29 protein-coding genes and 1 tRNA gene are annotated in these 22,896 nt (G+C 42.5%); 19 read left to right on the top strand and 11 right to left on the bottom strand.

All coding sequences use genetic code 11. The features are described 5' to 3' along the window. The first annotated feature begins 467 nt into the window (after positions 1 to 467). Positions 468 to 1,412: a hypothetical protein gene (locus tag F3741_11430; protein ID MZG31390.1), complete on the top strand. Its 945-nt coding sequence runs from the start codon at positions 468 to 470 to the stop codon at positions 1,410 to 1,412. Positions 1,413 to 1,457: 45 nt separating this feature from the next. Here F3741_11430 and F3741_11425 read toward each other — a convergent pair whose 3' ends face one another. Both F3741_11425 and F3741_11420 read right to left on the bottom strand, forming a co-directional pair. Further along, on the bottom strand, positions 1,458 to 2,117 hold the full coding sequence (locus F3741_11425; GenBank protein ID MZG31389.1) for a hypothetical protein: 660 nt from the start codon (positions 2,115 to 2,117) through the stop codon (positions 1,458 to 1,460). A gap of 5 nt (positions 2,118 to 2,122) precedes the next feature. Beyond that, positions 2,123 to 2,560 carry a sel1 repeat family protein gene (locus F3741_11420; protein ID MZG31388.1) on the bottom strand — a complete coding sequence of 146 codons (438 nt, stop codon included), beginning with the start codon at positions 2,558 to 2,560 and terminating at the stop codon, positions 2,123 to 2,125. 288 nt (positions 2,561 to 2,848) lie between these two features. On the opposite strand from F3741_11420, the gene F3741_11415 reads away from it, so the two are divergent. The 5 genes from F3741_11415 (at position 2,849) to F3741_11395 (ending at position 6,125) form a co-directional block, all read left to right on the top strand. Beyond that, positions 2,849 to 3,373 (top strand): shikimate kinase, encoded by a 525-nt coding sequence (locus tag F3741_11415; protein ID MZG31387.1) that lies wholly within the window; start codon positions 2,849 to 2,851, stop codon positions 3,371 to 3,373. Beyond that, entirely contained in the window at positions 3,361 to 4,182 is an 822-nt protein-coding gene (locus F3741_11410; protein MZG31386.1) for a hypothetical protein, read from the top strand. The genes F3741_11415 and F3741_11410 overlap by 13 nt, the downstream gene beginning before the upstream one ends. After that, positions 4,179 to 4,811, top strand: a complete 633-nt coding sequence (locus F3741_11405) for a DNA-3-methyladenine glycosylase 2 family protein (protein ID MZG31385.1) — start codon at positions 4,179 to 4,181, stop codon at positions 4,809 to 4,811. The genes F3741_11410 and F3741_11405 overlap by 4 nt, the downstream gene beginning before the upstream one ends. A 33-nt stretch (positions 4,812 to 4,844) precedes the next feature. After that, positions 4,845 to 5,483 carry a methyltransferase gene (locus F3741_11400; protein ID MZG31384.1) on the top strand — a complete coding sequence of 213 codons (639 nt, stop codon included), beginning with the start codon at positions 4,845 to 4,847 and terminating at the stop codon, positions 5,481 to 5,483. Positions 5,484 to 5,561: 78 nt separating this feature from the next. Then, positions 5,562 to 6,125 carry a DUF4254 domain-containing protein gene (locus F3741_11395; protein MZG31383.1) on the top strand — a complete coding sequence of 188 codons (564 nt, stop codon included), beginning with the start codon at positions 5,562 to 5,564 and terminating at the stop codon, positions 6,123 to 6,125. A gap of 44 nt (positions 6,126 to 6,169) precedes the next feature. On the opposite strand, the gene F3741_11390 is transcribed toward F3741_11395, so the two are convergent. Next, positions 6,170 to 6,808, bottom strand: a complete 639-nt coding sequence (locus F3741_11390; protein MZG31382.1) for an SHOCT domain-containing protein — start codon at positions 6,806 to 6,808, stop codon at positions 6,170 to 6,172. A 178-nt stretch (positions 6,809 to 6,986) separates the two neighbouring features. Further along, positions 6,987 to 7,547 (bottom strand): methyltransferase domain-containing protein, encoded by a 561-nt coding sequence (locus tag F3741_11385; protein MZG31381.1) that lies wholly within the window; start codon positions 7,545 to 7,547, stop codon positions 6,987 to 6,989. Between the two features lie 213 nt (positions 7,548 to 7,760). Between F3741_11385 and rplU the strand changes: the two genes are divergently transcribed. The 3 genes from rplU to obgE all read left to right on the top strand — a co-directional run bounded on the left by rplU (position 7,761) and on the right by obgE (position 9,526). Continuing rightward, on the top strand, positions 7,761 to 8,075 hold the full coding sequence (gene rplU / locus F3741_11380; GenBank protein MZG31380.1) for a 50S ribosomal protein L21: 315 nt from the start codon (positions 7,761 to 7,763) through the stop codon (positions 8,073 to 8,075). 14 nt (positions 8,076 to 8,089) lie between these two features. Beyond that, on the top strand, positions 8,090 to 8,347 hold the full coding sequence (locus F3741_11375; protein MZG31379.1) for a 50S ribosomal protein L27: 258 nt from the start codon (positions 8,090 to 8,092) through the stop codon (positions 8,345 to 8,347). 168 nt (positions 8,348 to 8,515) lie between these two features. Further along, positions 8,516 to 9,526 (top strand): GTPase ObgE, encoded by a 1,011-nt coding sequence (gene obgE, locus F3741_11370; protein ID MZG31378.1) that lies wholly within the window; start codon positions 8,516 to 8,518, stop codon positions 9,524 to 9,526. Positions 9,527 to 9,559: 33 nt separating this feature from the next. On the opposite strand, the gene F3741_11365 is transcribed toward obgE, so the two are convergent. Next, positions 9,560 to 11,398, bottom strand: coding sequence for a hypothetical protein (locus tag F3741_11365; protein MZG31377.1), 1,839 nt, complete (start codon positions 11,396 to 11,398; stop codon positions 9,560 to 9,562). A 430-nt stretch (positions 11,399 to 11,828) separates the two neighbouring features. Here F3741_11365 and F3741_11360 point away from each other — a divergent pair, with 430 nt between their 5' ends. The 3 genes from F3741_11360 to F3741_11350 all read left to right on the top strand — a co-directional run bounded on the left by F3741_11360 (position 11,829) and on the right by F3741_11350 (position 14,985). Further along, the gene (locus F3741_11360; protein MZG31376.1) at positions 11,829 to 12,341 is read left to right on the top strand and encodes a lytic transglycosylase domain-containing protein; all 513 of its coding nucleotides are present in this window, start codon (positions 11,829 to 11,831) and stop codon (positions 12,339 to 12,341) included. A 130-nt stretch (positions 12,342 to 12,471) separates the two neighbouring features. Further along, positions 12,472 to 12,825: a hypothetical protein gene (locus tag F3741_11355; GenBank protein ID MZG31375.1), complete on the top strand. Its 354-nt coding sequence runs from the start codon at positions 12,472 to 12,474 to the stop codon at positions 12,823 to 12,825. 129 nt (positions 12,826 to 12,954) lie between these two features. Next, on the top strand, positions 12,955 to 14,985 hold the full coding sequence (locus tag F3741_11350) for a hypothetical protein (GenBank protein MZG31374.1): 2,031 nt from the start codon (positions 12,955 to 12,957) through the stop codon (positions 14,983 to 14,985). A 76-nt stretch (positions 14,986 to 15,061) separates the two neighbouring features. Here the strand turns inward: F3741_11350 and F3741_11345 are convergent, their stop codons facing one another. Then, positions 15,062 to 15,340 (bottom strand): HU family DNA-binding protein, encoded by a 279-nt coding sequence (locus F3741_11345; protein MZG31373.1) that lies wholly within the window; start codon positions 15,338 to 15,340, stop codon positions 15,062 to 15,064. A 279-nt stretch (positions 15,341 to 15,619) separates the two neighbouring features. On the opposite strand from F3741_11345, the gene def reads away from it, so the two are divergent. Together def and F3741_11335 are read left to right on the top strand one after the other, a co-directional pair. Beyond that, the gene (gene def, locus F3741_11340; GenBank protein MZG31372.1) at positions 15,620 to 16,171 is read left to right on the top strand and encodes a peptide deformylase; all 552 of its coding nucleotides are present in this window, start codon (positions 15,620 to 15,622) and stop codon (positions 16,169 to 16,171) included. Positions 16,172 to 16,185: 14 nt separating this feature from the next. Continuing rightward, positions 16,186 to 16,530 (top strand): hypothetical protein, encoded by a 345-nt coding sequence (locus tag F3741_11335; protein ID MZG31371.1) that lies wholly within the window; start codon positions 16,186 to 16,188, stop codon positions 16,528 to 16,530. Here F3741_11335 and F3741_11330 read toward each other — a convergent pair. Beyond that, the gene (locus tag F3741_11330) at positions 16,512 to 17,846 is read right to left on the bottom strand and encodes an MFS transporter (GenBank protein ID MZG31370.1); all 1,335 of its coding nucleotides are present in this window, start codon (positions 17,844 to 17,846) and stop codon (positions 16,512 to 16,514) included. The genes F3741_11335 and F3741_11330 overlap by 19 nt on opposite strands. Positions 17,847 to 17,997: 151 nt before the next feature. Here F3741_11330 and F3741_11325 point away from each other — a divergent pair, with 151 nt between their 5' ends. From F3741_11325 to F3741_11305, 5 genes are all read left to right on the top strand, one after another. Further along, positions 17,998 to 18,522, top strand: coding sequence for a hypothetical protein (locus F3741_11325; GenBank protein MZG31369.1), 525 nt, complete (start codon positions 17,998 to 18,000; stop codon positions 18,520 to 18,522). Positions 18,523 to 18,602: 80 nt separating this feature from the next. Then, complete coding sequence (locus F3741_11320; protein ID MZG31368.1) at positions 18,603 to 19,433, top strand: sterol desaturase family protein; 831 nt, start codon at positions 18,603 to 18,605, stop codon at positions 19,431 to 19,433. Continuing rightward, a complete protein-coding gene (gene pyk / locus F3741_11315; GenBank protein ID MZG31367.1) occupies positions 19,430 to 20,860 on the top strand; it encodes a pyruvate kinase in 1,431 nt (476 codons plus the stop codon). The genes F3741_11320 and pyk overlap by 4 nt, the downstream gene beginning before the upstream one ends. A gap of 44 nt (positions 20,861 to 20,904) precedes the next feature. Beyond that, positions 20,905 to 21,114, top strand: coding sequence for a hypothetical protein (locus tag F3741_11310; GenBank protein ID MZG31366.1), 210 nt, complete (start codon positions 20,905 to 20,907; stop codon positions 21,112 to 21,114). Then, entirely contained in the window at positions 21,111 to 21,341 is a 231-nt protein-coding gene (locus F3741_11305; protein ID MZG31365.1) for a hypothetical protein, read from the top strand. The genes F3741_11310 and F3741_11305 overlap by 4 nt, the downstream gene beginning before the upstream one ends. Before the next feature lie 9 nt (positions 21,342 to 21,350). Here the strand turns inward: F3741_11305 and F3741_11300 are convergent, their stop codons facing one another. The 4 genes from F3741_11300 to F3741_11285 form a co-directional block, all read right to left on the bottom strand. Beyond that, positions 21,351 to 21,701 carry a hypothetical protein gene (locus F3741_11300; protein MZG31364.1) on the bottom strand — a complete coding sequence of 117 codons (351 nt, stop codon included), beginning with the start codon at positions 21,699 to 21,701 and terminating at the stop codon, positions 21,351 to 21,353. A gap of 220 nt (positions 21,702 to 21,921) precedes the next feature. Continuing rightward, the gene (locus F3741_11295; protein ID MZG31363.1) at positions 21,922 to 22,350 is read right to left on the bottom strand and encodes an Hsp20/alpha crystallin family protein; all 429 of its coding nucleotides are present in this window, start codon (positions 22,348 to 22,350) and stop codon (positions 21,922 to 21,924) included. Positions 22,351 to 22,701: 351 nt separating this feature from the next. Continuing rightward, positions 22,702 to 22,777: transfer RNA gene (locus F3741_11290), tRNA-Ile, on the bottom strand. A 6-nt stretch (positions 22,778 to 22,783) separates the two neighbouring features. Then, positions 22,784 to 22,896, bottom strand: a 113-nt coding sequence (locus F3741_11285) for a hypothetical protein (protein MZG31362.1), incomplete at its 5' end; no start/stop codon positions are given.

The raw sequence follows: 22,896 nt of genomic DNA, 5'->3' as shown, positions 1-22,896 counted from the left end.
TTCTTTTTTTATCGACAATCAGTTCCAGAATTCCGTTCTTTTTGATACGAGTAAACTCTTTCGAGGCTAATTGCAGCGCTGTGAAAAATGAAAGTCCGCGTATGTCGATTGATTTAAACGATTCCATCTATATCCCTCCCAAATTTGCCAATTCATAGGTCTAATTGGACATTCATAAATCATTACATGATTTCATTCTAGGAAACCAAGATTAATTAACTGTTAACCTTGAATTAAAGTTTTTTAATTTTCTTTCGCCAGCTTCTGTCTGTGGGGTAATAAGGCATTTATAATCAATGCCTTGGTTTTTTATCTGATGTCGGTTGGGAAATGGTGAGATGGATACACAACTGAAGAAATAACTCTTGTTTGTTTTCCGTTGAGCTTCTGGAAGCCAAACTGTTAGTATGGGCTGTTCCCCTGTAAATACAGAAGGGAAGTTTTTTTATAGTCTTCTGGAGCTAAAAATGGGCATTATTCGCGGTGGAGATTCAGAGTACGAAGAGTATGAACCGTCAATTGAGGAAAAGACTGCCAAATGGCAGAAAACCCTTCATTCCATCCTGGAACAAGAGCCCGGGTCGCTTAAACTTTCGGGAAAATATATTTCCAACGATGATGTGAAAATCATTTGTAATTGTGAAGGAGTAGAAACTGTCAGGACTCTGGATCTTGCTGACAATCAGATCAGTGACGAAGCTTTACCTGTAATATTTGAAACGGGTAACTTCGCCCAACTTGAAGAACTCTATTTGGGTATTAATTTTCTGACTGGTCAAGGGCTTACTGAAATTGCCAATTCCGAACAGGTCAAACTGAAAAGTTTGAGAAAACTGGTTATCTCGGATAACCGTCTCACTGATAATTCAGTGGCAGACTTTATGCGTTCAAAAAACTTTCCTGACTTGCAATTTCTTGACGCCGGGTGGAATGAGGTTGGTAACGAAACCGCCAAATCACTTGGAGAAACAACATACTTTTCAGGATTAAAGACACTGGTTTTGGAACGCAGTTATATCGACTTTGAGGGGTTGAAAGCAATGATGCAGGGAAACCTTATGGACCAGTTGCAGGAGCTCAATATTTCAGCTAACAAGTTAAATGATGAGGCCATAATCGAACTTGCCTCTGCTCCGAAATGGAAGGCTTTGAAAATTTTAAGACTGTCTCAAAACATGTTTGGCGATGAAGGGGCAAAAGCTCTCGGAGAATCCACTTCTTTGGCTGGCTTGACACACCTTTATGCTGGAAGAAACTATTTCGGAAACGATGGGGCGCAAGCAATCCATCAAAGCAAAACACTGACTGGTTTACAAACCCTTGTCCTTAAGGAAGGTGTAGAAAACGACGCGGGGCTGGTAAATTTCTCCCGCCCTGAACTACTTCGGCCTGATGACCCCAATTCCATCTGATGCTGAGGTCAAAAGGGTGTTTTATTTCACCTGTGAAATATGTGATTAGAAAACCTTGAGCTTTTCCAGCTTGGTGAGTTTGGGAGAGTTTTTTAAAGCTTCTTTTGCTTCTTCAGATTTGACCCGGTTTCCTCCGAGGTGCAGGTAGGTCAGATTGCTGAGGCTGTCTGAGTTGGCAATAGCAAAGGCACCCTCATCACCGGCACGGTTATCTACCAGGTTCAAATATTCAACTTTTTTCAGTACAGGTGATTGCGCCAGGGCCTTGGCTCCCTTTTCTGTGATCCCGTTACATTCCAGGTTCAGGGTTACCAGTTCTGCGAAGATTTCGGATTGGGCAATAATTATTGCTCCTTCGTCACCTAAGTTGTTAGACCCTAAATGCAGATCACTGATTTTTGGCAGGTATGGAGATTCAGTAAGAATTTTTACCCCCTCCGCTCCAAGTTGATTATGAGTGATAATCAGGCTTGAGATACTTTTGATAAAAGGGAAGCTGGCGACTAATTTGGCGAGGTTTACGCCGTGGTCTTCTTCTATTTTTCCTGTCTTGGAAAACAGATAGGCGTCCTGTAATTTGAGTACTTTTTTATCCTTGATGTTTTCAAAGAGTACTTTTTCTCTGGGGGAAAGGTTTTGTCCTTCCCCGCCATAGTTTTCACCATCATTACAGAGCTCTTCCCAGTTTTTTAACTTATCTTGCATCTTGCTTAGCGGGATAACCTCTTGTGTCTTGCGCAACCGGGTTTGTTACCCATATCACAGGCTTTTAAATAATATTGCAAAGCCTTTTTCTGGCGCCCTTCTTTGTAATTCAGGGTTCCCAGGTTGTAACAGGCCGGGTCTTCGCCAGCATCACAAGCTTTAGTGAACATTTTTCGTGCTTGTTTAAATTCTTTACTATAAGGAGTTCCCCTCATGAGAGTTAGAATACCGCCATTGGTGCAACCTGTCATATAACCTGAATCACAGGCTTTTACATAAAATTTCTGTGCGGTTTTGTTGTCCCTCTCTATGATGCGATAGCGTTCGCCCATTTTAAAACAAGCGGTTGAATTTCCTTCTTCACAAAGACCTCTGATTCTTTTGGTTTCTTTATCGTCTTCAGCCCAGACCCCAGATGTTTGGATAAAAAACATTATTATCATTAAAAAAATTATTTTCTTCACAATTTGCCCCTTCCCTGCTGAGTGGTTGGTTCAAGAGAATGTGAAAAGCGGGTTCTCAAGAGAACACTAATTATAGCACAGGGAGGGTATTAACAAGAGCAGATATAAATAAGCATTCATCATTTTATCAATGGGGTTTCGTTTGCATCGGTAGAAATATTGATTTACTCTTTCTGGATTATTGAAAACAAAGCTTATATATGGCTGGACTCTGCTAAAATCCATAATTAAGGCTTTTGAAAACAACCTTTGTCGGGATACAGGTCGTTGAATATAGTTATGCTGGGCTACAGAGGAACCGGGAAATCGGTGATTTCTAAAATTATTTCTGAAGAACTGGGTCGAAAACTGTATCGGCTGGATGACTTGATAGTTCAAACTGCAGGAAACCCCATCCCGGAAATTGTTAAGCAACGCGGGTGGCCCGAATTCCGCAAGCTGGAATGTGATGTTGTGAGCCAGGTGGCTGAAGAAGCCAGGAACAGTGTTATTGATTGCGGAGGGGGAGTGGTGCTTGATGATAACAACATAACCCTTCTAAAAAGAGATGGGAAATGTGTTTTGCTCACAGCAAGCCTCGAAGCAATCATTAGAAGGATTAAAAAAGACCGCAACCGGCCAAGCCTGAAAAAAGGAATGAGCTTTGAGGAGGAACAAAAAAAAATTCTTGCTGAAAGACATGAAAAATACCAGTCGGCTGCAGACTTTGTTTGCGATACAACGAGAAGGAGACCCGGGGAAACAGCAAATGAAATCATTACTTTTTTTAAAAAGCAGGGATGGCTGACATGATGAGTCCATATTTTGAAAGTTTGGTTAAACACAGTTTGACAATTCTCGCGGAAGAGCCGGACGATTCGACTGCCATGGTATGGAGCGAGGCGGAAGCCAGTGCGGCACATGAAAGTAGTGATAAGGCCATTTATAAGCTAGATCTCAATGATAAAGAAGTGCTGGTGGAAGAAATTGGAGACCTTTTGTCTTATGATGGAATCCGCAAAGTTAAAGAACTGTGGCTGGATAAAAATGAATTTGGCAATGAGGGTGTTGAGCTTCTGGCAAACTCCTCTCAGTTAAAAAAGCTGTTGGTTCTGTCTCTGGCTCATAACAAGCTCACTAATTTCTCAGCGCAATCCATAGCTGCTTCCTCTAGTCTGACCCAATTGCAGAAACTTTTTCTCCAAAGTAACCAAATTGGTCTTGAAGGCTTGAAAGCGTTTACAGAATCAGACACGCTAGCACAACTGCAATTGCTTTATCTAAACCATAACCCGATAGGGCCTGCAGGTGCAAAATTGCTGGCTGGAAAATCCAAGCTGCAAAACCTTCGAGAACTTTACCTGCAAAATACAGGTTTGGGACTGGAGGGGGTCAAGGCCTTGTGCGATTCTGAAAACTTCCAGCATTTGACTCTATTATCTCTTGCCGGGAATGCGCTGCAAGACGGTGTTGTGAATGTGCTTTGTAGTTCGAGTTCATTTCCCCGTTTGGTCACTCTTGACCTGTACCAGAACAAGATCAGTGACAAGGCTGTCGATCAGCTTAAAGCATCTCCAAACCTTAAAAGTGTCCGTGCGTTTCAGGTTGACTGGAGAGGATGACCGGCATGTTGATTCCCAGCAAAAAAATTATTCTTGAACATTTTGATGAGAATGATGCCGTGATGGCAGAGGTCATCCGGAGGATGGGCCCTTTCAAACTTAAGCGGAACCGGAATTATTTTCAGGTATTGTGCAAAGCTATTGTAGGGCAGCAAATTTCTATAAAAGCCGCAGAATCTATTTTCCATCGTTTCCAGGGATTATTTGTCAACTCACGGCCTACTGCTGAGAAAGTTGAGAGTATTCCGGAACAAAAGTTGAGAGAGGTAGGGCTATCGACCCAAAAGGTTAAATATCTGAAAGACCTGAGCGCAAAATTTCTCGATGGTAGTGTTCGTCCACACCGTATGGCCTATCAGGACAATGAAGAAATCATCCGGCAATTGACAAGTGTCTATGGTGTTGGCAGATGGACGGCAGAAATGTTTCTGATATTTTCCCTGAATAGAATGGATGTTTTACCTGTTGGCGACTTAGGGCTGAGAGCTGGTGTGCAGCAGCTCTACAACATGAGGGCATTGCCGACTCCTGTCAAAGTGCGTTCTGTGGGTAAGAAGTGGCAGCCTTATCAAACGGTTGGTACATGGTATACGTGGCGTAGCATGGATGGAGGGATTATTCAGTATTAAAAGAGTACCCTTATACAATATGTTGGAGGTTTCATGGATTTCATTGATGAAAAAATAGAGAAATATGCTTTTAATCATACCAGTGAGGAAGGGGAGCTGTTAAAGAGACTCGAAGATGAAACATATGAAAAATTAGAAATTCCCCAGATGACAACAGGCAGACTCGAAGCACGGTTGTTAAAACTCCTTGCCCGTCTGGTCGGGGCCCGCCGTATTTTAGAGATTGGTACTTTTGGTGGATATAGCGCTTTGTCAATGGCGGAAGCATTGCCGGAAGATGGTGCGCTGGTAACCTGTGAAATGGATCCAGTGGCGATAACTTTCGCGAGAAGATATTTTTCTGAAAGTCCACATGGAAAAAAGATTACTCTAATGGAAGGCCCGGCACTGGAGTCTATCGAAAAATTATCGGGTACCTTTGACATGGCATTCATTGATGCGGATAAAGTGAATTACTGTAACTATTATGAAGCCATTTTGCCCATGATCCGGGATGGTGGATTGATTGCCGTGGACAATGTTCTTTGGAGCGGCAGGGTGCTTGACCCTAAGGACGAGTCAGACATAGCTATCGACCAGTTCAACAAACGAATCATTGAGGATCAACGAGTAGAATCTGTACTGTTGACAGTGAGAGATGGATTGAACTGCATCGTGAAAAACTCAAGCTAGATGTTGACAGATAAGCAACAGCAAATGTAGTTTGAAAAATTTTTTCCGTTTTCTATTGTTGGGCAAGGCCGTTCATCAATGTTGAACCCAATCATTGAGTGTGTTAGCTTTAACAGCATTTTAATAACATTTAATACAAAACTAAAAACGGATAATATTTTTATGGCTGAAACTCTGGGTAGTCTGGTTGATAAAATTTCAATAAAAAATTTGCGTATCTGGCATTTGGATGAAGCTTTGGAAGATAGTGAGCTGTCTCCTTCAAAGCAGCAGGAACTAAAAGCCAAAAGAGACCTGGCTGATAAACAGAGAAAAGAACTAATGGATGAGATTGATCTGTTTTTTGGAGCGGCTTTAAGGGGAGAAGTCCGTATTCGTGATGAAAAAATCAAGTTGTACACCAACACCAATGTTTCCTCTTCAGCTTCTATCAAGAATCTGGGTGATGCTGTAAGTGAACTGTCCGTTCGCAATATAAGGCTTTGGCATTTGGAAGATGAGGCTCGTAGAACTGACCTTCCGGATGAAGCAATTGTTAAAACGAAAAGAAGGATCGATACAACCAATCAGGAACGTAATGACCTCATGGATAAAGTCGATGAAATTCTTTCCAGCCACTCTAATAAGACCAAAGAGAGTTGAGTTGCCTTTCATCTCATTGCGGCTGGCCTGATGGTTGGTGGAAACTATAGATAGGTGTCCAGCAATTCTTTCCTTTTCTGATCATATTCCATGTCATCAATCAGTTTTTTCTCGTGGAGGTCTTTCAGGAGCTGAAGTTTCTTTTCGAGAGCGGGGTCAAGGGTTTTTGCGGCCGGACGGCTCGTTGGGTTTTTGGCGGAGACTTCTCTGTTTCTGTTAGTGCTGCCGGTGCTGTTTTGCCGGACTCTCCTGTTTGTTTTTGCAGGTGCGATTCCCGTTATGACCCAGTTTTCATGGGGTGCCGTTCCTAATAATCTTTTTTCAGTATAGTATTTTTGCTTTGATTGTGGAACGATTCGCCAACTGACATTTCCCCAGCCAGTACGAGCCCGACCAGTATATTTCATTCCCTTTATACTGTTGAATCGCCAGTGGATTCGCTTCTTGCTTGAAAAGACTTCTCCAGATGTGGTTCCCTCGGGTGTCTCAACTTCATAATTTATGATCTTATGGTTTGGAGCATGCTGGATAGCTTTTGTAAGTAGACGAGAGATGCGATCTATATCCTGCGGTAGGAAAACCGGTTTTTTATTGCCAAGTAGTGTTAACTCTTCATAGGTAAAAGACTCCAAATGACCTCTGACTTCCGGCTCTGAAATTTTAAGGGGATGGGTGAGCCGCATTTTGTCAATGAGTGATCCTGCCTGCGATTTTTTTTGTAGGAGAGTGTGAGCCCTTTAGCTTCTAGTTTTTTTTCCGGGGTTGATGCGCACGAAACCATTCCTGAAAATAAAACCAGGATGAGAATTGCAATTATGTGCCTGTGATGATTCATGGGCATTAAAAAACACTTGTGTTTAGTTATGGTTTTTGTGCGACCAGAGAAGCAAACGCTTTTGGATTCTCATCCACCTCTTGATATCTCAATACACGAAAATCTTCAAACTCTCGAAGCAATTCATTTTCCTCTAATACCCACTCTTTTTTAAAACTGCTGTACTTCAGGTAGTCCAATGTAAAGGTTTCGTAAAAAAGCAAACCTCCCGGCTTTAGTGTATCGCGGATCTTTGGAAAAAGCTTTCGATCCAGAAAATTGAAACAAAGAACAAGATCATATTCACTTTTTTTGAAAGAGCTGTTATCCAGATCGGCGATAACAGTTGTAATATTAGTGTTTTTTTCCTGTGCAAGAGACTGAGCCTTCCGCAGTCCATTTTCTGAAATGTCGGTGCAGGTTACCTCATAACCCAGGGTTGCGACAAAAACGGAGTTTCTGCCTTCTCCACCTGCTATGTCCAGGGCTTTACCATTTTTGCCCATTAGACACGCATTTTTCTTCAGCCAGTCGCTCGGCTCTTTTCCGGTTATATATTCATCAGGCGCGTACTTGCTGTCCCATTTATCTTTATCTTTCAAAGACATGTGAGTTCCCCATGAGCTGGTTGATTCTTGCTTGTTAATCTGTAATACTTAATTCAATGAATCCAAGCTTACAGGAGTTAAACCTTTATGTCGATGGTCGTTTTCTTGACAAGACTGTCTTTTTTCCCTATGATAGCTGTTTTATCCAATGCTGATAATTAAAGGGTTTTCAGGAGAGAAACTCTTATATGTCTGATTAAGGAGCGAGTGGAAATGATTGCAGTTGTCAAGACGGGTGGCAAACAATACAAGATATCAGAAGGTGATGTCATCCAAGTTGAAAAACTTGAAGGTAAGATTGGGGATACCATTAACCTGGATAAGGTTCTCATTTGTGGAGAAGGTGACTCTATAAAAGTTGGAACACCCTACGTAAAAGGTTGCACTGTAGCTTGTGAAGTTACTGAACAACTTAAGAGCAAAAAAATTATTGTTTTCAAGAAACATCGGAGAAAAAATTACCGGCGTAAGAATGGACACCGTCAGTTGTTGACACGCTTGAAAGTAACCGGAATTACAGCTCCATAAATTAAAAGGAAATCATGGCACATAAAAAAGGACAGGGCAGTACATCAAACGGTCGTGACAGCCGGGGACAAAGATTAGGGGTTAAGCGGTTTGGAGGTCAGGCTGTCAAAGCAGGGGAAATAATTGTTCGCCAGCGTGGTACTCACTTCCACCCGGGTTCGAATGTGGGCTTGGGAAGTGATTATACAATTTTTTCTAAAATTTCAGGCGTGGTCAAGTTTGAGCACCGTGACCGCAAAACGCAAAAGATCAGCGTCTACCCTCAAAGCTGAACCAATCTCAATCACCGTCTGTTAATTCCCTTTTAGGGGAGCCAGAATATCCGCGAATTCGCCAGCGGTGTTTTCATAACCCTTCAAATTAATATCAGATAGCTTCAAGGTATCTGTTTATTTTCAGACCCGAACAGTAACAGTTCTATTGAATGCGGGTTTACTTCTATGTTTATTGATCAAGTTTCCATAACTGTGCAGGCGGGTAATGGTGGAGACGGCTGCAGTAGTTTTCGAAGGGAGAAGTATATCCCTCTGGGAGGGCCTGACGGGGGAGATGGCGGTAAAGGGGGAGATGTGGTGCTTGAGGCCGACCCTAACCTTTCAACATTGATAGATTTGCGATACCAGAAGATTTATCAGGCTGAACATGGCAAACCGGGCCGTGGACAGCAAATGACAGGGAAAAGCGGAAAGACTCTGTTAATACGTCTTCCACCTGGGACTTTGGTCAAAGATATAGATTCGGGGGAATTACTGGTTGATCTCAATAAGCCTCGCCAACAATTTGCTGTTGCTAAAGGTGGCGATGGTGGGCGCGGCAACCTTCGTTTTCAGTCTTCAACTCAAAGAGCACCCAGAAAATTTGAGTCCGGCTGGCCTGGCAAGTGCAGAAACCTTTTTCTGGAACTCAAACTTCTGGCTGATGTAGGTATTATCGGGTTCCCCAACGCGGGCAAGTCGACTCTTATTTCAAAGATCTCTAACGCTCGACCCAAAATTGCAGGCTATCCTTTTACTACTCTAGTTCCTAATTTGGGAGTAGTGAGATTAGAGGAAGGGGAGTCTTTTGTTGCGGCAGATATTCCGGGGATTATTGAAGGAGCTCATGACGGAAAAGGGCTGGGACACCAGTTTCTAAAACATATTGAGCGCACCCGCTTGCTTCTTCATTTAATAGATTTTTCAGATCAGGATGGAGAAGCTATTTTGAGCCGTTTTCAAAAGCTTCAATCGGAACTTAAATGTTTCAGTCAGGTGCTGGCAGAAAAACCTCAAATTCTGGTAGCCACCAAGATGGATGATTCTCAAGCTCAAAATAATATTACCGCTCTTCAAGCATCCATGGAGACGTTGAACCCGTTATTTTTTTCGATTTCGTCTTTGACCGGTGAGGGAATTCAACCGTTATTATGGAAGATAAAGGAGTGTCTTTCCCAAAAAGATAAAATTGATTAAGGCATTAATAAACGGAACCGCAAACCCGCCCGGTTACTGAATTAAAAACTCCTCAAATTTTATTTTTTTGACTCGACCATCGCTGTCTATTTTTTTGTTATACGCAATCTGAAGTCTTTTTTGCAGTTTTTCCTTTACGTAGAGAATATCGTTATAGAATTTTCTTGCCAGGAATCTTTCCACTGTTTTCACAGTTGTTTCTTCAAATATAGGCAGGGAACTTTGCATAACTTTTGCGCTAGCTTCGTCTGTAAAGGTGATTTCCAGAGTGAAACTGAGCACCTTGATATCATTTACATCGAAAGCGACAGGCATGATCGTGGAAAACTTAACCATTTTTGCTTCAGGAGATAATGCTGCAAGCAGTCCTTCAGAATCTTCTTTCACCAGCTCGACTGCCTCTGAAGACTTCGAAAGTGCGTCAGACTTTGCCAGTTCCTGAGCAATTTCAGATTTTGTGTCTTCACCGGCTTCACCTAACACTGCTGGTTTTACGGGATTTTCAGAAGGTTCCGATTTAGTTTCCTGTTGCGCTTTTGGTTCTTTTTTGTCTGCTGCTTCATCTTGCTTAGCAGGAACTTGCTCTTTGTCTGGTTTTGGGGTCAGACCATCAGGAACTTCAGCCTCGGGTTTGGCAACTTCGGTTAACTCAGGTGGTGCAAAGGTCTGCCACGCGAAATAAGCTCCTCCGGCAGTGACTAATAGACCCAATACACCACCTGCTAGCATTAGTTTCCCGGTACGGGTGGCTGGAACAGAAACAGGACCAATTTTTATTCGATCTTCGTCTTCTTCGTCCTCTTCGTCTTTTTCGTCCTCTTCGTCTTCTTCGTCCTCTTCTTCCTCTTTGTCTTCTTCGTCCTCTTCGTCCTCTTCTTCCTCTTCGTCTTCTTCTTCCTCTTCCTCCTCTTCTTCTCCAGTTTCTTCAGTAGCGATTTGTTCACTGGCTTCTTGGTCAGCAAAAGCCTCCGCCGACATATCTTCTTCAATCATTTCTTCAGGAGGGGGCAGATCTGAGGGGTTATCTTCTGTCTCTTTGATTTCTTCGGTAGTCTCTTCGCTTGCTTCTGGCTCGGGTTCAGCTTTTTCAGTTTCAGCTTCAGGTGGCATATCTCCTACAATATCATCTACATTTTTTTCTGCTTCTGGTTCATTGGCTTCGACTTCTGGCGGAGACTCCGGTTCTTCTTCTTTAGTTTCTTCATCATCGTTCAGAATATCGTCAAGAAGTCCATCCAAGTCTTCTTCGGAATTAGTATCTTCCTCAGTATTTGACGTATCAGGTGTGGCTTTATCGTTAATAGCGTCTTCGGCCATAGTTTCATTATCCGATTCCTCCCCATCATTTAATTCTGATGGAGTTTCTTCGGTACCCTCTTCGTTTGAGGTTTGTGTATCATTGCTAATGATATCGTCGAGCATATTGTCGAGCTCCGGCTCTGATACGTCCCCGGCATCGCTTTCTGTGCCGGCTCCTATGTCTCCCCCGATCAGGTCGTCGAGCATATTGTCGAGCTCCGGCTCTGATACGTCCCCGGCATCGCTTTCTGTGCCGGCTCCTATGTCTCCCCCGATCAGGTCGTCGAGCATATTGTCGAGTTCAGGGCCTTCTTCATCATTGGTGGTTTGAGTTTCTTCATCCAGTAACTGATCCAGCATATCATCAAGATTATCTTCTGCCTGATCGTCGGATTCTTGTTGGCCCTCTAAGTTATCAGGAATAGAGGAATCTGAAGGGCCAACGGGACTGGTTTCGGGAGTCGCTAAAAAACTATGCTGACAGTGAACACAATTTACTTGTGTGCCCTCTGCGGTGAGATTGGGCAGATCAACATCAAAACTGGCTTGACAGCTAGGGCAGGATAAATTCATAACCTTATAAAAATCAAATAGTTAAAGACTATTATATTTTTTATTCCAAGAAAAGTAAACGCTTAAAACCTTTCCGGTTTTTCCCGTTAATCCATGAGGAAGCTAAATTGACAAGGCATAGCAACTTTATTATAATCAACTAAGAGCTGAAAGAGACCCGAAGGGTTAATGCCCATCTTATAAGGCTTTCCGGCCTTTTGCCATTTTCACTTCTTTTTCCTGTTAAAATATTTTACTTTCAAACGGCTCCAAGCCGATAAGTTAGATTATGACTTCACATAAAGCAAAACAGATTGTAATACCGCTATTTCTGGTTTTGGCGTTTACAGGGTTCTTTACGGGCAAAACTCCCCAATACGTTAGTGGATTATCACCTTTCTTTTCCGCAGTAAGCCAGGTGGAGGAAGGAGTATTCCATAGGGCAAAAGAAATGCGTGTTCAAAATGAGTTGGCCTACAACAATCGAATACGGGAAAAGATACGTTTGATCATATCTGATTATAACACAGGGCTGGATGAGACCAGTTCTGTTCAGATTCCTGAGTGGATTTTGGTTGAAAGCAGAAAATATGGTTATGATCCGCTTTTCCTCACTGCATTGATCATAACTGAGAGTTCCTTTTACAATTGGGCAAAGTCAAATCAGGGTGCGCATGGTTTGATGCAATTGAAACCGGCTACAGCCGTAGCGCTGGCATCTGAAACCCGATTAAAATGGAAAGGAACTCCCACACTGTATGATCCCAAAAAAAATATAGCTTTAGGGGCTTATTATCTGAACAAGATGGTGACCCGGTTTGGGGATCTAACTTTGGCTTTAGAAGCTTATAATCAGGGTCCGTCTCGATTGAGCCGATTTCTACGTAAAGGTTATCTCCCCAAAAATCGCTACTCCAGGAAAGTTCTTAAAAATTACAGAAAAATACGTTTCCAACCTATTTAGAGCGATTGTAAGCTAAGGATTCGCAGAAACGCTTTCAATCCGTCTTGATTTTTTGATTTCTATGGGTGTGTTTAAGGAATTTATATATCCGAGAGTTTTATCTTTGAGATCTTTTGGATTTGCAAAGTGCTTGCTCGTTTTACTTTTGTTGTGTTTACCCAATGCAGGGTGTACCAATAAGGAAGTTGAGAAAGCGTTTAGAGGCGACCTGCGCCCGGGGAAAGCCAATAAGGTTATAGGTGAATATTGCCAAAGTTGCCATATCCATAAAGACTTTGACCCACCTCTACATGTTTCACAAGTCAGGAACCTATATAAACGTACAGCTTTTAGAAGAGCGCGGGAATGCAGGTCCTGCCACTACATCGAAAAAAACTGGATGACTAATCAGCACGAACGCAAGACCCGTATGCCGGAAGATGCGAATCGGGGAAAGTTCAAGAAGTTTGAGAGAAAAGAGCTAAGCAGAAAACGCAGAGGTTGACTTCATTCCTGAGAAGATTCAAAAATTCCCTTTTTGAAAATCAGAATATTCCGATTAATATGTAGTCAGAGGATGATGCTTATTCAAAAGCATTGTTGAACCCCAACCATTTGTTTACCAAAGCCAAAGATGCCTGGTAAGAAAGTATGGGATCTTGAGGTGAAGCTTTTTTTTAAATTTGGGATTGTGCTGCTTTCGATGCTATGCATTCTGGTGTCTGAAGGTTTTGCTTTTTCAATTGGGGAACTTGATGTTAGAAGCCAGTTTGGTGAAAAATTTGATGGTACCTTTGAAATTGATTTAGATTTTGATGGGCCTTTGGAATTGGGACTGGGAAGCGTTGATGATTACTCCAAAATTGGGCTTGAAAGGCAGGATATTATTGATGAACTCATTCTGGACTCTGTCCTACGTGATGAAAAGTTAAAGGCCACTTTTCGTATACGTTCCAATAAGCCATTGTTTTTTCCATCATTAAATCTTTTAATTCGGGCATCACATAATGGCGGGACCCTGCTGGAAAACTTTCTGATTACTGTAGATTTTCAACAAAGCCTAGCTTTGAATGTCCGTGGTAAAAAAAAGAAGTCCCCACCCAAAGAAATTCTTCAAGGTAAGTCGGAGCCTGGCGTTAGTCAAGGAGCGCACCCTGCCGAGGAGCAGAACATTGCCGAGGGTACGATTATACTTGAAAAAAAACAAAAGCCAGCACCTGTTAAAGCTCAAGCCGCTAAACCCTATGATGAAAAGGCTTCCTCTGTCGAATCCCAGGATTTGGCGACAAATCCGATTGATCCAACTCCTATAAAGGATGGGGTGGTACATAGAAGGCGTCTTTCGGGAGTGACCTGGGCAAGTCCAAGATCTGTTCAAGAATTGAGGCTTAAACCAAAACCAACAAAAAATATTGAATTGGAAGCAAAGAAGAGTGTTGAAAAGAAAGAAAAAAAAGATTTTGTGCAAAAAAAATCGACCCCAAAAAAGGTGTATGTCTTACAAAAAGGGGAGGGGTTATTTTCATTTGTGAGAAAGCACAATTTGGGTAATTACCACCCGGCACAGATGGCTGTTGCTATCTGGATACGTAATATTGATAAATTCATATTTGGCAATATCCATGGTCTTCAGGCTGGAGTTAAACTGGATTTAACAAACCTGGAAGAATATGTTTCTGAGGTTGACCTTCAGACAGCAAGGAAAATTCTGAGAGACCAGGAAGTGGAGTGGAAGCTGACAAAAAGTGTAGATACTGTCAAAGAAGAACCTGCAACAGCTCAAATACCATTACCTTCTGAAAGAATTGAAAGCTTTGACGAACTATTTAAACAGGCCAATGGTTGGCAAACTACATGGAAAAGAATGGAGATAGAAAACCATCTTTCCTATTACAAGGTTTTGGAGGATGGGAACTCATTCATGAACAGCAAGAAAAGATTGTTGTCTCGATATCCAAAACCAAGGGTGGAAACATCTTCTAAATTTGTGGTTTTGAAAGAAGGGGTGCCAATAGTATTTTTTGATCAGGCTTTTTCTTCTGAAACATTGAAGAGTCGAGGTCTGAAAGAGCTAAAGTGGGATCATTCTGAGTCAGGCTGGAAAATAATTGGGGAAAAATTCCATGAATGGTCATCAGGTTCAGAGGGTCAGAATCTGGAAAGTGTTGCAGACGTTGGTGCAAAAAATAAACAAACACTTCCTCTTTCTTTTATTATTCATGTTTCGAGCCATTCCCAAAAATCTGCGGCTCTCTCTTTAACCAACCGTTTGAGGGAGAATGGATTTGATGCTCACTGGACTCCGGTCAGGGTATCGATGCAAACATTTATTTATCGAGTGTATATTGGGCGATTTGCGGATTGGAATCAGGCTCATAGAATGGTGCGCTTGTTAAGAAAAAAACCTTATGGTACTCATTCTACAGCGATTCCCTATCCATACACTATACAAGTTGGAGAAACGAATTCTTTGCCGGCAGCAAGGACTTTATTAGAATCATTACGAAAATCGGGATTTTCGGGTTTATTGCTGGTATCGGAGGATGAGTCGAAAAGGACTAATTTTCGAGTGGTGGTTGGGGCTTTCAAAAAAGCTGAAAATGCTTCATGGATGCTTCAACAGCTTAAGCTTAATGGTTTTGCGGGTGTATTGATGTCACCCTGAAGGTTTAGTTTGAATGAAAATTCAAAAAAAAACCGCTCACTAAAAAGTGAGCGGTTTTTAAATTGGGACGAAAAAGCTATAGGGAGTTTTTCAAAGTAGGAGCCGGTTTAAAGCCAACAGTTTTACTGGCCTTAATTTTAATTTCCTCACCTGTTTGAGGATTTCTACCTTTTCTTGCCTTACGGTTTCTAACCGTAAATGTTCCAAAGCTGGGATAGGCGAACCGTTTTTCTTTTTTGATCCCTTTAGAAATAGCTTCGAAGGTTGCATCAATCACATCCCCGGCCAATCTCTTGGTCAGATCATCGTCTTTACAACTTTTGATTACCGCATTGATTAATTCGTCTTTAGTCAAGATTCATCCCCTCCTCTCTAATCGTTATAAGGCTCGTGCATTATTATGAAACCTGCATCAAATGTCAAACAAAAAAATATAGGGCGACATCCTTTTTAGCCCTTTATTGGGGGCTGGATTCGACCTCTACATCTTTTATGTGATAAACTAAACTTGTCATAATAATGATATTTCGATTCAGCTTTTTCTATCAAGTTGACAGGAATGCGGGAATTTAATAAAGGTATGAAAAAGCATATTTATTTTTGCAGATAACCCATTCAATTTTAGAGGTTGAATATGGCTGTGCTGAAAGTTGCAAAATTGGGCAATCCGGTTTTAAGGCAGGTAGCCAAGCAAGTGGATTTAAAAGAGTTGGCTGACCAGCAAAGCGGTTTGCAGCAATTTATAGACGATATGATTGATACCATGCGCGAAGAGGGAGGAGTCGGGCTTGCTGCTCCACAGGTAAATCGTTCCCTTCAAATTGTAGTTCTGGAGTATGAAAATAATGATAGGTATCCTGGCGAATCTTCTATTCCTGTGACAGTTTTGGTCAACCCAGTACTATCTGATTACAGTGAGGAGGAGGCTTTAGGCTGGGAAAGTTGCTTGAGTCTCATAGACTTCAGGGGGTTGGTCCCCAGGTCAACATCGGTGACCCTCAATGCTTACGATAGGGACGGAAATAAGGTAGAGAAACGTGCGTCTGGTTTTGAAGCGGTGGTATTACAACATGAAATTGACCACCTGAACGGGAAGGTCTTTTTAGACCGTATGGAAGACCTCACTCAATTGTCTTATCAGGAAGAATTTGAAGAATTCTGGCTTAAAAAAGAATCTGCGATGTAACAGGAGAGAGGAAATTGGATAACTCTTTGGAAGAAGAGATATTGCATCTTTATCAGGAGCCGGGGATTGGTGCTTCGTATACCAATACCTATGGAGAGGAAAATATCCAGAAACTGGTTGGAAAGTATCGTACTCTCAAAGATGAGCGAATGAGAGAGATGTTGGCAATGGTCATCCGTTTTTCTCAGTCCAGTGATTTGGCCACCTGTTTTGTTTCTGTGGGTGTTCTGCATGCTTTGGGCAGGAATGAGGATGTGGAGAAGGCCTACCAATGGGCCGAAACTCAGGAGGATCGAGCCAGAATCATCAGTCACTTTGATATTGGCAAATCAGTCGCAGACTACTTCATTTCTGCCTGAGTTCTTTCCCCTGTAATGGGTGTCGGATTAAACCCGCTAGGATCAACCGGGTAAACGGTTCCAATACATTCGCCCTGCTTTAACTTGTTTTGCAGAAAAATAAGGAACCCTGACCATAAAACTCCAGGAATCATGATGAGCCCTGCCATCCACAGGGCTATCTGATTGACGTCCAGACTGAATTTGTCAATGGTGTAACCCACACCCCAGTTGCTGAATCCCATAACCAGGGTCAACAATGCAAGTTCAAAACTGAAAACCCTGCCCAGGTAGTTGTCTGGAACTGAAAGGTGTATCAAAGCTGAACTGAAAACCCATATTATGGAACCAAACAGAGTCGCAAAGCCCACCCCCAGAGAAAGCATCCAGAGGTTTTGGGAATGAGCAATAAAAATATATGAAGAAGCTTTCAGGAAAAACGCACCGGAAATGGCCCATTGCAGAACCGAGGAGCTTTCCCCAAAGATTCTTTTAATGAGTACCGGCCCCAGGGCCGCTCCTAATCCTCGAGCGGAATACAAAATACCAATTCCTAGTGACAGAGAACCTGATAGTACCTGACTGGCCATTAATGGAATCAATGTCATGATTCCTCCCGCTACAGCCAGACCGGCTTTCAATAAAGACAATACCAATACCATTGGTTCGGACCATAGGTAACGTAACGAATCAACGAACTCCTGATAACCGGTTTGTTTTTGTGGATCTCTTTTAGCTGGTTTATCTTCAGGAGGTATTTTTGAAATAAACCAGGCAGAAAGCAAAAATGTGCTTGCGTCCAGTATAAAGGCTGTGCGAATGTCGAATAAATGGACGACTACGCCTCCCAGTGCGGCACCAAAGGCCAGCATGACCGACCAGGTTGAACCACTTAAAGCATTTGCTGTGACCAGGTCTTTTTTGGGAACGAGTGAAGGGATGATTGCGCTGCGGGCGGGCTCAAAAAATCCAGCTAATGAAATCTCTACGATGACCAAAGCATAAACAAGCCATAAAGCGTCCTGGTCTTCCACCAATAGAAAGCCCAGCACAACAAAGCAACGTAACAGGTCACTGATGATCATTACTTTTTTGCGACTTATCCTGTCAACGATTACCCCTGCAATGGGACTGACTAAAACAATAGGAAGAAGCTTGGCCATCATTGCTCCTGCCATAGCCATACCAGAGTTGCTGAGTTTAAGGATTAGGGCATAAATGGCAATGCTGTTTAGCCAATCGCCTAATTCAGACACTACCTGTCCATACCACAGGTTGCGGAAAGGAGGATTTTGCCGTAACAAGCGGAAATAACCGACTGTATTTTTGCTTTGCATGCTATTTACCGCATTAAGACCAAATTAAGACCAATTCAAGTGATGCGAAATCCATACTAAAGACCCTTGTCATAATCTGCAACTGGAATTCGTTTACCTGGTCTGGTATCTTTAAAGCTATTAAAAATAAGATTCTTTATGAAGGTGCATCATGGAAGTAGAACCAATTTTAGAGGAAATAGATGATAAGACTGAGAAATGGATTCGACGAATCTCTCTTTGGGTTTCTCTGATTCTGACCACTGTTCTGGTATTTTGGTATTATCAGGAAAACCCACCGGATTCTCCGGAAGTGATAAAGATGAGAATGTTTTTCAAGGCAAATAACAGGGTTGTGGGTAAGTTTTTGAATTTGGACAGAAATGAACAAATTGCGTTTGCTTTTAAAAACAAACACCCTTTTTATAATCGCTATATAAAGTCCTCTACTGTAGAGCAGGAAAAGATTCGCTCTCTATTCCATATATCAACGGACTTCACCCCTAATCAATATTGGTTCAACCTGTTCTTCATGTGGGTGATGTGTTTCACTACTTTCTGGTTTATTGGTTTAATGGTTGAGGCCTGTATAGTGATTATGAGGCGAAACTCAGAAGCACGAATAAAGAAATATAAACTGGAACAAGAGAACGAACAACGGTTATCCTCAGGTGAAAAAGAATCTGAAGAAAATTAAGGTTGGCATACTTCTTTTTCATGTGTTTCATTAGAATTAAGCCAAATCAGAAAATATTGTATTTGTAGAAAGCCAAAGTTATGGATGCCAATCAAATCCGGTTTGCGGTATTTGTATCAATTTTTTTATTGATGCTGGGTCTGGAGTCGGTCATTCAAAGACATCCCACTGTTGACTCCAAAAATAGAAGGCTGACAATTAATTTGGCCCTTACGGGTATCGATATTTTGGTTGTGCGTATTTTTCTGGGTGCTGCGGCATTGGGTGCATCCCAATTTGCCGAGGAAAAAGGGTGGGGAGCGTTTAACTACCTGGAATTGCCTTCTGGCCTGGAGGCTGTGATTTGCATTATTATCTTGGACTTAATGATTTATGTCCAGCATGTTTTATCACATGTTCTCCCTTTGTTTTGGCGCTTCCATATCGTTCATCACTCTGACCTTGACCTTGATGTTTCATCGGGGCTCCGTTTTCATCCCATGGAAATATTGGTATCCATGATTTATAAAATTGGCCTGGTTTTTTCATTGGGGCCCTCACCGCTAACGGTTTTGATATTTGAGGCTATTCTCAATAGTATGGCATTATTTTCTCACTCAAATATTGCTTTGCCTCAGAGACTTGACCGATTGCTCAGATTTGTGATTGTAACTCCTGACATGCACCGCATTCACCATTCGGTGGAGAAATATGAAACAAATTCCAATTTTGGTTTTAATCTGTCTATCTGGGATCGGTTTTTGGGAACTTATCTGCAAGATGCACAGAAACCACAGCCTCGAATTATTATTGGCGTGAATGCGTTTCGCACCAGTGAGGAAGTTTCTTTAAAAAACTTATTGATGATGCCATTCAGGGAAATCCCAGAAAGTTATTCGCTATTCCCTGATAAAAATAGGAATAGGTTATGACTGCAAGGTTGACGAAAATTATCGCAACGTTAGGCCCGGCCAGCGGCAGTAAAGCAGTTATTAAAAGCTTGGTGGCTAAAGGGGTGAATATATTCAGGCTCAACCTTTCCCATGGGGAACATGAAACTGTTCGACAATGGATACACTGGATTCGAGAAGTGGAAAATGAGCGTCACACTTATACAGGTATACTCCTTGATCTTCAGGGGCCCAAAATCCGTATCGGAAAACTTGACAAGGGTTCGGTAAAGTTAAAACGCGGTCAGAGGGTTGTATTCACCACAGAAAAAAAATTAGAGGACTCTTCTCACATACATGTTCAATATTCGAGTTTTCATAAAGAAGTTGATGTTGGCAATCGTATTTATCTGGATGATGGGAAATTAAGTGGAGTGGTAAAAGCTGTATCTGGCCAACGCGTAGAAGTTGAAGTTATGGTCGGAGGAATCTTGTCTGACAATAAAGGATTAAACCTTCCGGACGCTCTCCTCAGTGCAGATCCTATTACGGCAAAGGATAAAGCCGATTTGAAGTTTGGCCTTCAGGAAGGTGTGGATATGGTGGCACTGTCTTTCACCGGTTCGGCAAAAGACGTAAGGAGGTTGCGCTCACTGATTAAGAAAGAAGGGGGAAAAGGGGTAGAGGTCATCGCGAAAATTGAACGCAAACAGGCGGTGGAAAACCTGGAAGAAATTGTTCAGGCCGCTGACGGAACTATGGTCGCCCGTGGAGATTTGGGGATCGAGATTCCTCTCACTGAAGTTCCTGTGGTCCAACAGAAAATCTTGCGGCAGGGTGCAAAACATGCCAAGCCGGTGATTGTTGCAACTCAGATGCTGGAGTCAATGATTGAAAATCCACGCCCAACTCGTGCTGAGGTTTCGGATGTGGCCGGTGCGGTAAAGGATTGTGCTGACGCGATAATGCTATCTGGAGAAACTGCGGTTGGCAGGCATGCTACGGCCGCGGTGGAAGTGATGGTTGAGGCTGCTTTGACCACTGAATCCTATATGGCAAGCACACGATCCATAGAGCCCTGGAACCGTTTTTTTCAGGGGGACCCCGGAATCAATGAAGGTATCACATACTCTGCTAACAGGATGGTGGAGTTGCTGCATGCCAGGGCGATGGTGGTGTTTACAGTCAGCGGAGGAACAGCTAAAATGGTGGCTTGTCCCAAGCCGATGGTGCCGATTTTTACGTTCACTTCAAGCGTTCAAAGGGCGCGTCTTCTGAACCTGGTTCGGGGTGCTGTCCCCTTTGTGGTCGAAGAGGACAGGCATTTGCTGCTTCATATGGATCAAATGATCCCCATGCTGAAAAATAAAAGGCTGGTGAAAAAAGGAGATAGAGTGGTGATCACCACAGGAATTCCTGTAGGCATTCCTAATTGGACGAATGTAATTCGGGTGGAAGAGGTAGGGTGAACGGGAAAGCGGGTCAAACCAACCATAATTTTTCCTGAAAATTTATGTCTCCACGATATTATTTAACCACCGCAATTCTGGTTGCAGTGCTTACACTGGCGATAAGTTGGTGGAAGCAAAAACAAACCGGACGGGAAATTTTTTTTGTTATGGTCAAAGTTATTGCGGCTTTGGCGATAATTGTTGGGGGAGTCCTGGCAATAGCCCAACTCCTCTCTTTTTTGGGTATCGCCCAATCTGGATTTTTCTTATGAGTACTCAGACTACAGATTTCTCAGGCTCCATGCTCTTTATACTGGTGCTTTCGTTTTTAACCATTTCTTATTTCATGGGTATGATGATCCACGCTGCACTGATGTATGAGGACAAACGAAACATCAGAAAAGACAGCCTCCTCGGGTGGGTTTTAAGTATGGTCGCTGGAACAGGTATTACAGGATGGATGTTCTACTATGGGTACTACATGAATTTTTTAAGGTGATCAACTTTCCTAAAGAGACAGCAGGTCGACCAGTCTCTGGCAGTCATTTTTATATCCCAGAATTTCCTCACTCTCATCCTCAGTCAAATCATCGGTCAGGTTTTCCTCAATCAATTCAATTGCGTCATTAAGTCCACCCGCAACAATATCGAGTTCGGTTTCGCTCAAGGCATAAATGGAACCGCTTTGTTTGAGCTTGTCAAATACCCTGGAATATTTGGCTTTAAAATCTATGAGCCCGTTCTTCTTTTCAGGAGAAATATCCTGCTTGAGTTCTGTGTTCATGTCCGAGATCGAATCGTTCAGGGCCATTTTAATGGTTTCAATATCTTTGTCTGTTATAGATGCGAGTGATTTCATGCTTTTCTGTTTCCAAAATTAAGGTTGTCCATTGGTTCGATCTCTCAAACAGATTTTGGCCAAAATGGAGTTGGTGATGTTTTACCACAAGTTTGGCTTGTGCCGCATGAAAAATTCAAGCGAGAGTTAGATTTACGAATAAATCACCTGAAAGACAGGACCGGCTCATGCGGGGGAAAACCCCGTATAAGCCGGCAGATGATTTTTACAGCCTGAAAACTCAAGACTCAACTTTGATCTCAATTTTCTTTGGTTTTACCTGCTCCTTTTTGGGTAAAGTGACCTTCAGGATTCCCTGCTCCATTTTAGCCTCGACCTTCTCTGAATCAACCTGGTCGCTGAGCCTGAAACTCCTGCTAAAACTTTGTTTGCTGAATTCGCGGATGCGGTAATCATTTTTATCGCTTTCCGAACTATTCTCCCTGTGCCCTTTCAGGGTCAGAATGCCGTCATGAAACTCGACTGAAACGTCTTTTTCTGTCATTCCCGGGGTTTCTGCCTCCAGATGAAACGCTTCGTCTTTTTCAATCACATTGACTCTGGGCATAATGGATGAATGATCACCGGTTACTTTTGGAAAACCAAAATACCGGTCGGTATCGAAAAACCTGTCTAAAACATGTTCTGGGTTAAAAGTTACGAGATTCATGATTTGCTCCTTCTGTGAGAGGTTGATGATGTATTTATCATTTCTCTCGGCCGAGAGGATGTTCCTTATCCTGCTCTATAAATAAAATCGATTGTGGATGTTGTCAAGCTGGAGGGGAAAAATAGAAATATGAAAATGAGCTTATTTGCGGTGGGTCAGTTTCTGAAAAGGGCAAGCCCCAGGGTTAAGGCAGAATAAATCACGCAAAAGACACAGGCGAAATAGGGCTTTTTATAAATGTAGGAGAACTTTCTCATAAGGTCATTATTTTTTGTCTAATAAGCCCTTAGGGAATTAATACTCTTTTAGCTACTCTGCCCGAAGGAACTTGATCTGGTCCAGCCCGCAGGCTGGTGGGCCCAACAGGATTCGAACCTGTGACCTACCGGTTATGAGCCGGGGGCTCTACCAACTGAGCTATAGGCCCACACAATCAGCTTTCAATAAAACTTCGTAACTTCTTACTTCTACTTGGATGTCGCAATTTGCGCAGGGCTTTTGCCTCAATTTGTCGGATACGCTCGCGGGTGACCGCAAAATCCTGCC

This window comes from Nitrospinota bacterium, from assembly GCA_009873635.1.
Classification (GTDB): Bacteria; Nitrospinota; Nitrospinia; order Nitrospinales; family VA-1; genus LS-NOB.
This window is presented reverse-complemented; position numbering and strand designations above follow the sequence as displayed.

Excerpts from the sequence above, each read along its gene's own strand:
- F3741_11325 (MZG31369.1), top strand. The coding sequence starts at position 17,998 with ATGGAAGTAGAACCAATTTTAGAGGAAATAGATGATAAGACTGAGAAA.
- F3741_11330 (MZG31370.1), bottom strand. The coding sequence starts at position 17,846 with ATGCAAAGCAAAAATACAGTCGGTTATTTCCGCTTGTTACGGCAAAAT.
- F3741_11300 (MZG31364.1), bottom strand. The coding sequence starts at position 21,701 with ATGAAATCACTCGCATCTATAACAGACAAAGATATTGAAACCATTAAA.
- F3741_11420 (MZG31388.1), bottom strand. The coding sequence starts at position 2,560 with ATGATAATAATGTTTTTTATCCAAACATCTGGGGTCTGGGCTGAAGAC.
- F3741_11360 (MZG31376.1), top strand. The coding sequence starts at position 11,829 with ATGCGTGTTCAAAATGAGTTGGCCTACAACAATCGAATACGGGAAAAG.
- F3741_11350 (MZG31374.1), top strand. The coding sequence starts at position 12,955 with ATGCCTGGTAAGAAAGTATGGGATCTTGAGGTGAAGCTTTTTTTTAAA.
- F3741_11410 (MZG31386.1), top strand. The coding sequence starts at position 3,361 with ATGGCTGACATGATGAGTCCATATTTTGAAAGTTTGGTTAAACACAGT.
- F3741_11425 (MZG31389.1), bottom strand. The coding sequence starts at position 2,117 with ATGCAAGATAAGTTAAAAAACTGGGAAGAGCTCTGTAATGATGGTGAA.
- rplU (MZG31380.1), top strand. The coding sequence starts at position 7,761 with ATGATTGCAGTTGTCAAGACGGGTGGCAAACAATACAAGATATCAGAA.
- F3741_11375 (MZG31379.1), top strand. The coding sequence starts at position 8,090 with ATGGCACATAAAAAAGGACAGGGCAGTACATCAAACGGTCGTGACAGC.
- F3741_11430 (MZG31390.1), top strand. The coding sequence starts at position 468 with ATGGGCATTATTCGCGGTGGAGATTCAGAGTACGAAGAGTATGAACCG.
- F3741_11390 (MZG31382.1), bottom strand. The coding sequence starts at position 6,808 with ATGCGGCTCACCCATCCCCTTAAAATTTCAGAGCCGGAAGTCAGAGGT.
- F3741_11400 (MZG31384.1), top strand. The coding sequence starts at position 4,845 with ATGGATTTCATTGATGAAAAAATAGAGAAATATGCTTTTAATCATACC.
- pyk (MZG31367.1), top strand. The coding sequence starts at position 19,430 with ATGACTGCAAGGTTGACGAAAATTATCGCAACGTTAGGCCCGGCCAGC.
- F3741_11295 (MZG31363.1), bottom strand. The coding sequence starts at position 22,350 with ATGAATCTCGTAACTTTTAACCCAGAACATGTTTTAGACAGGTTTTTC.
- def (MZG31372.1), top strand. The coding sequence starts at position 15,620 with ATGGCTGTGCTGAAAGTTGCAAAATTGGGCAATCCGGTTTTAAGGCAG.
- F3741_11385 (MZG31381.1), bottom strand. The coding sequence starts at position 7,547 with ATGTCTTTGAAAGATAAAGATAAATGGGACAGCAAGTACGCGCCTGAT.
- F3741_11305 (MZG31365.1), top strand. The coding sequence starts at position 21,111 with ATGAGTACTCAGACTACAGATTTCTCAGGCTCCATGCTCTTTATACTG.
- F3741_11320 (MZG31368.1), top strand. The coding sequence starts at position 18,603 with ATGGATGCCAATCAAATCCGGTTTGCGGTATTTGTATCAATTTTTTTA.
- obgE (MZG31378.1), top strand. The coding sequence starts at position 8,516 with ATGTTTATTGATCAAGTTTCCATAACTGTGCAGGCGGGTAATGGTGGA.
- F3741_11365 (MZG31377.1), bottom strand. The coding sequence starts at position 11,398 with ATGAATTTATCCTGCCCTAGCTGTCAAGCCAGTTTTGATGTTGATCTG.
- F3741_11395 (MZG31383.1), top strand. The coding sequence starts at position 5,562 with ATGTTGAACCCAATCATTGAGTGTGTTAGCTTTAACAGCATTTTAATA.
- F3741_11310 (MZG31366.1), top strand. The coding sequence starts at position 20,905 with ATGTCTCCACGATATTATTTAACCACCGCAATTCTGGTTGCAGTGCTT.
- F3741_11405 (MZG31385.1), top strand. The coding sequence starts at position 4,179 with ATGACCGGCATGTTGATTCCCAGCAAAAAAATTATTCTTGAACATTTT.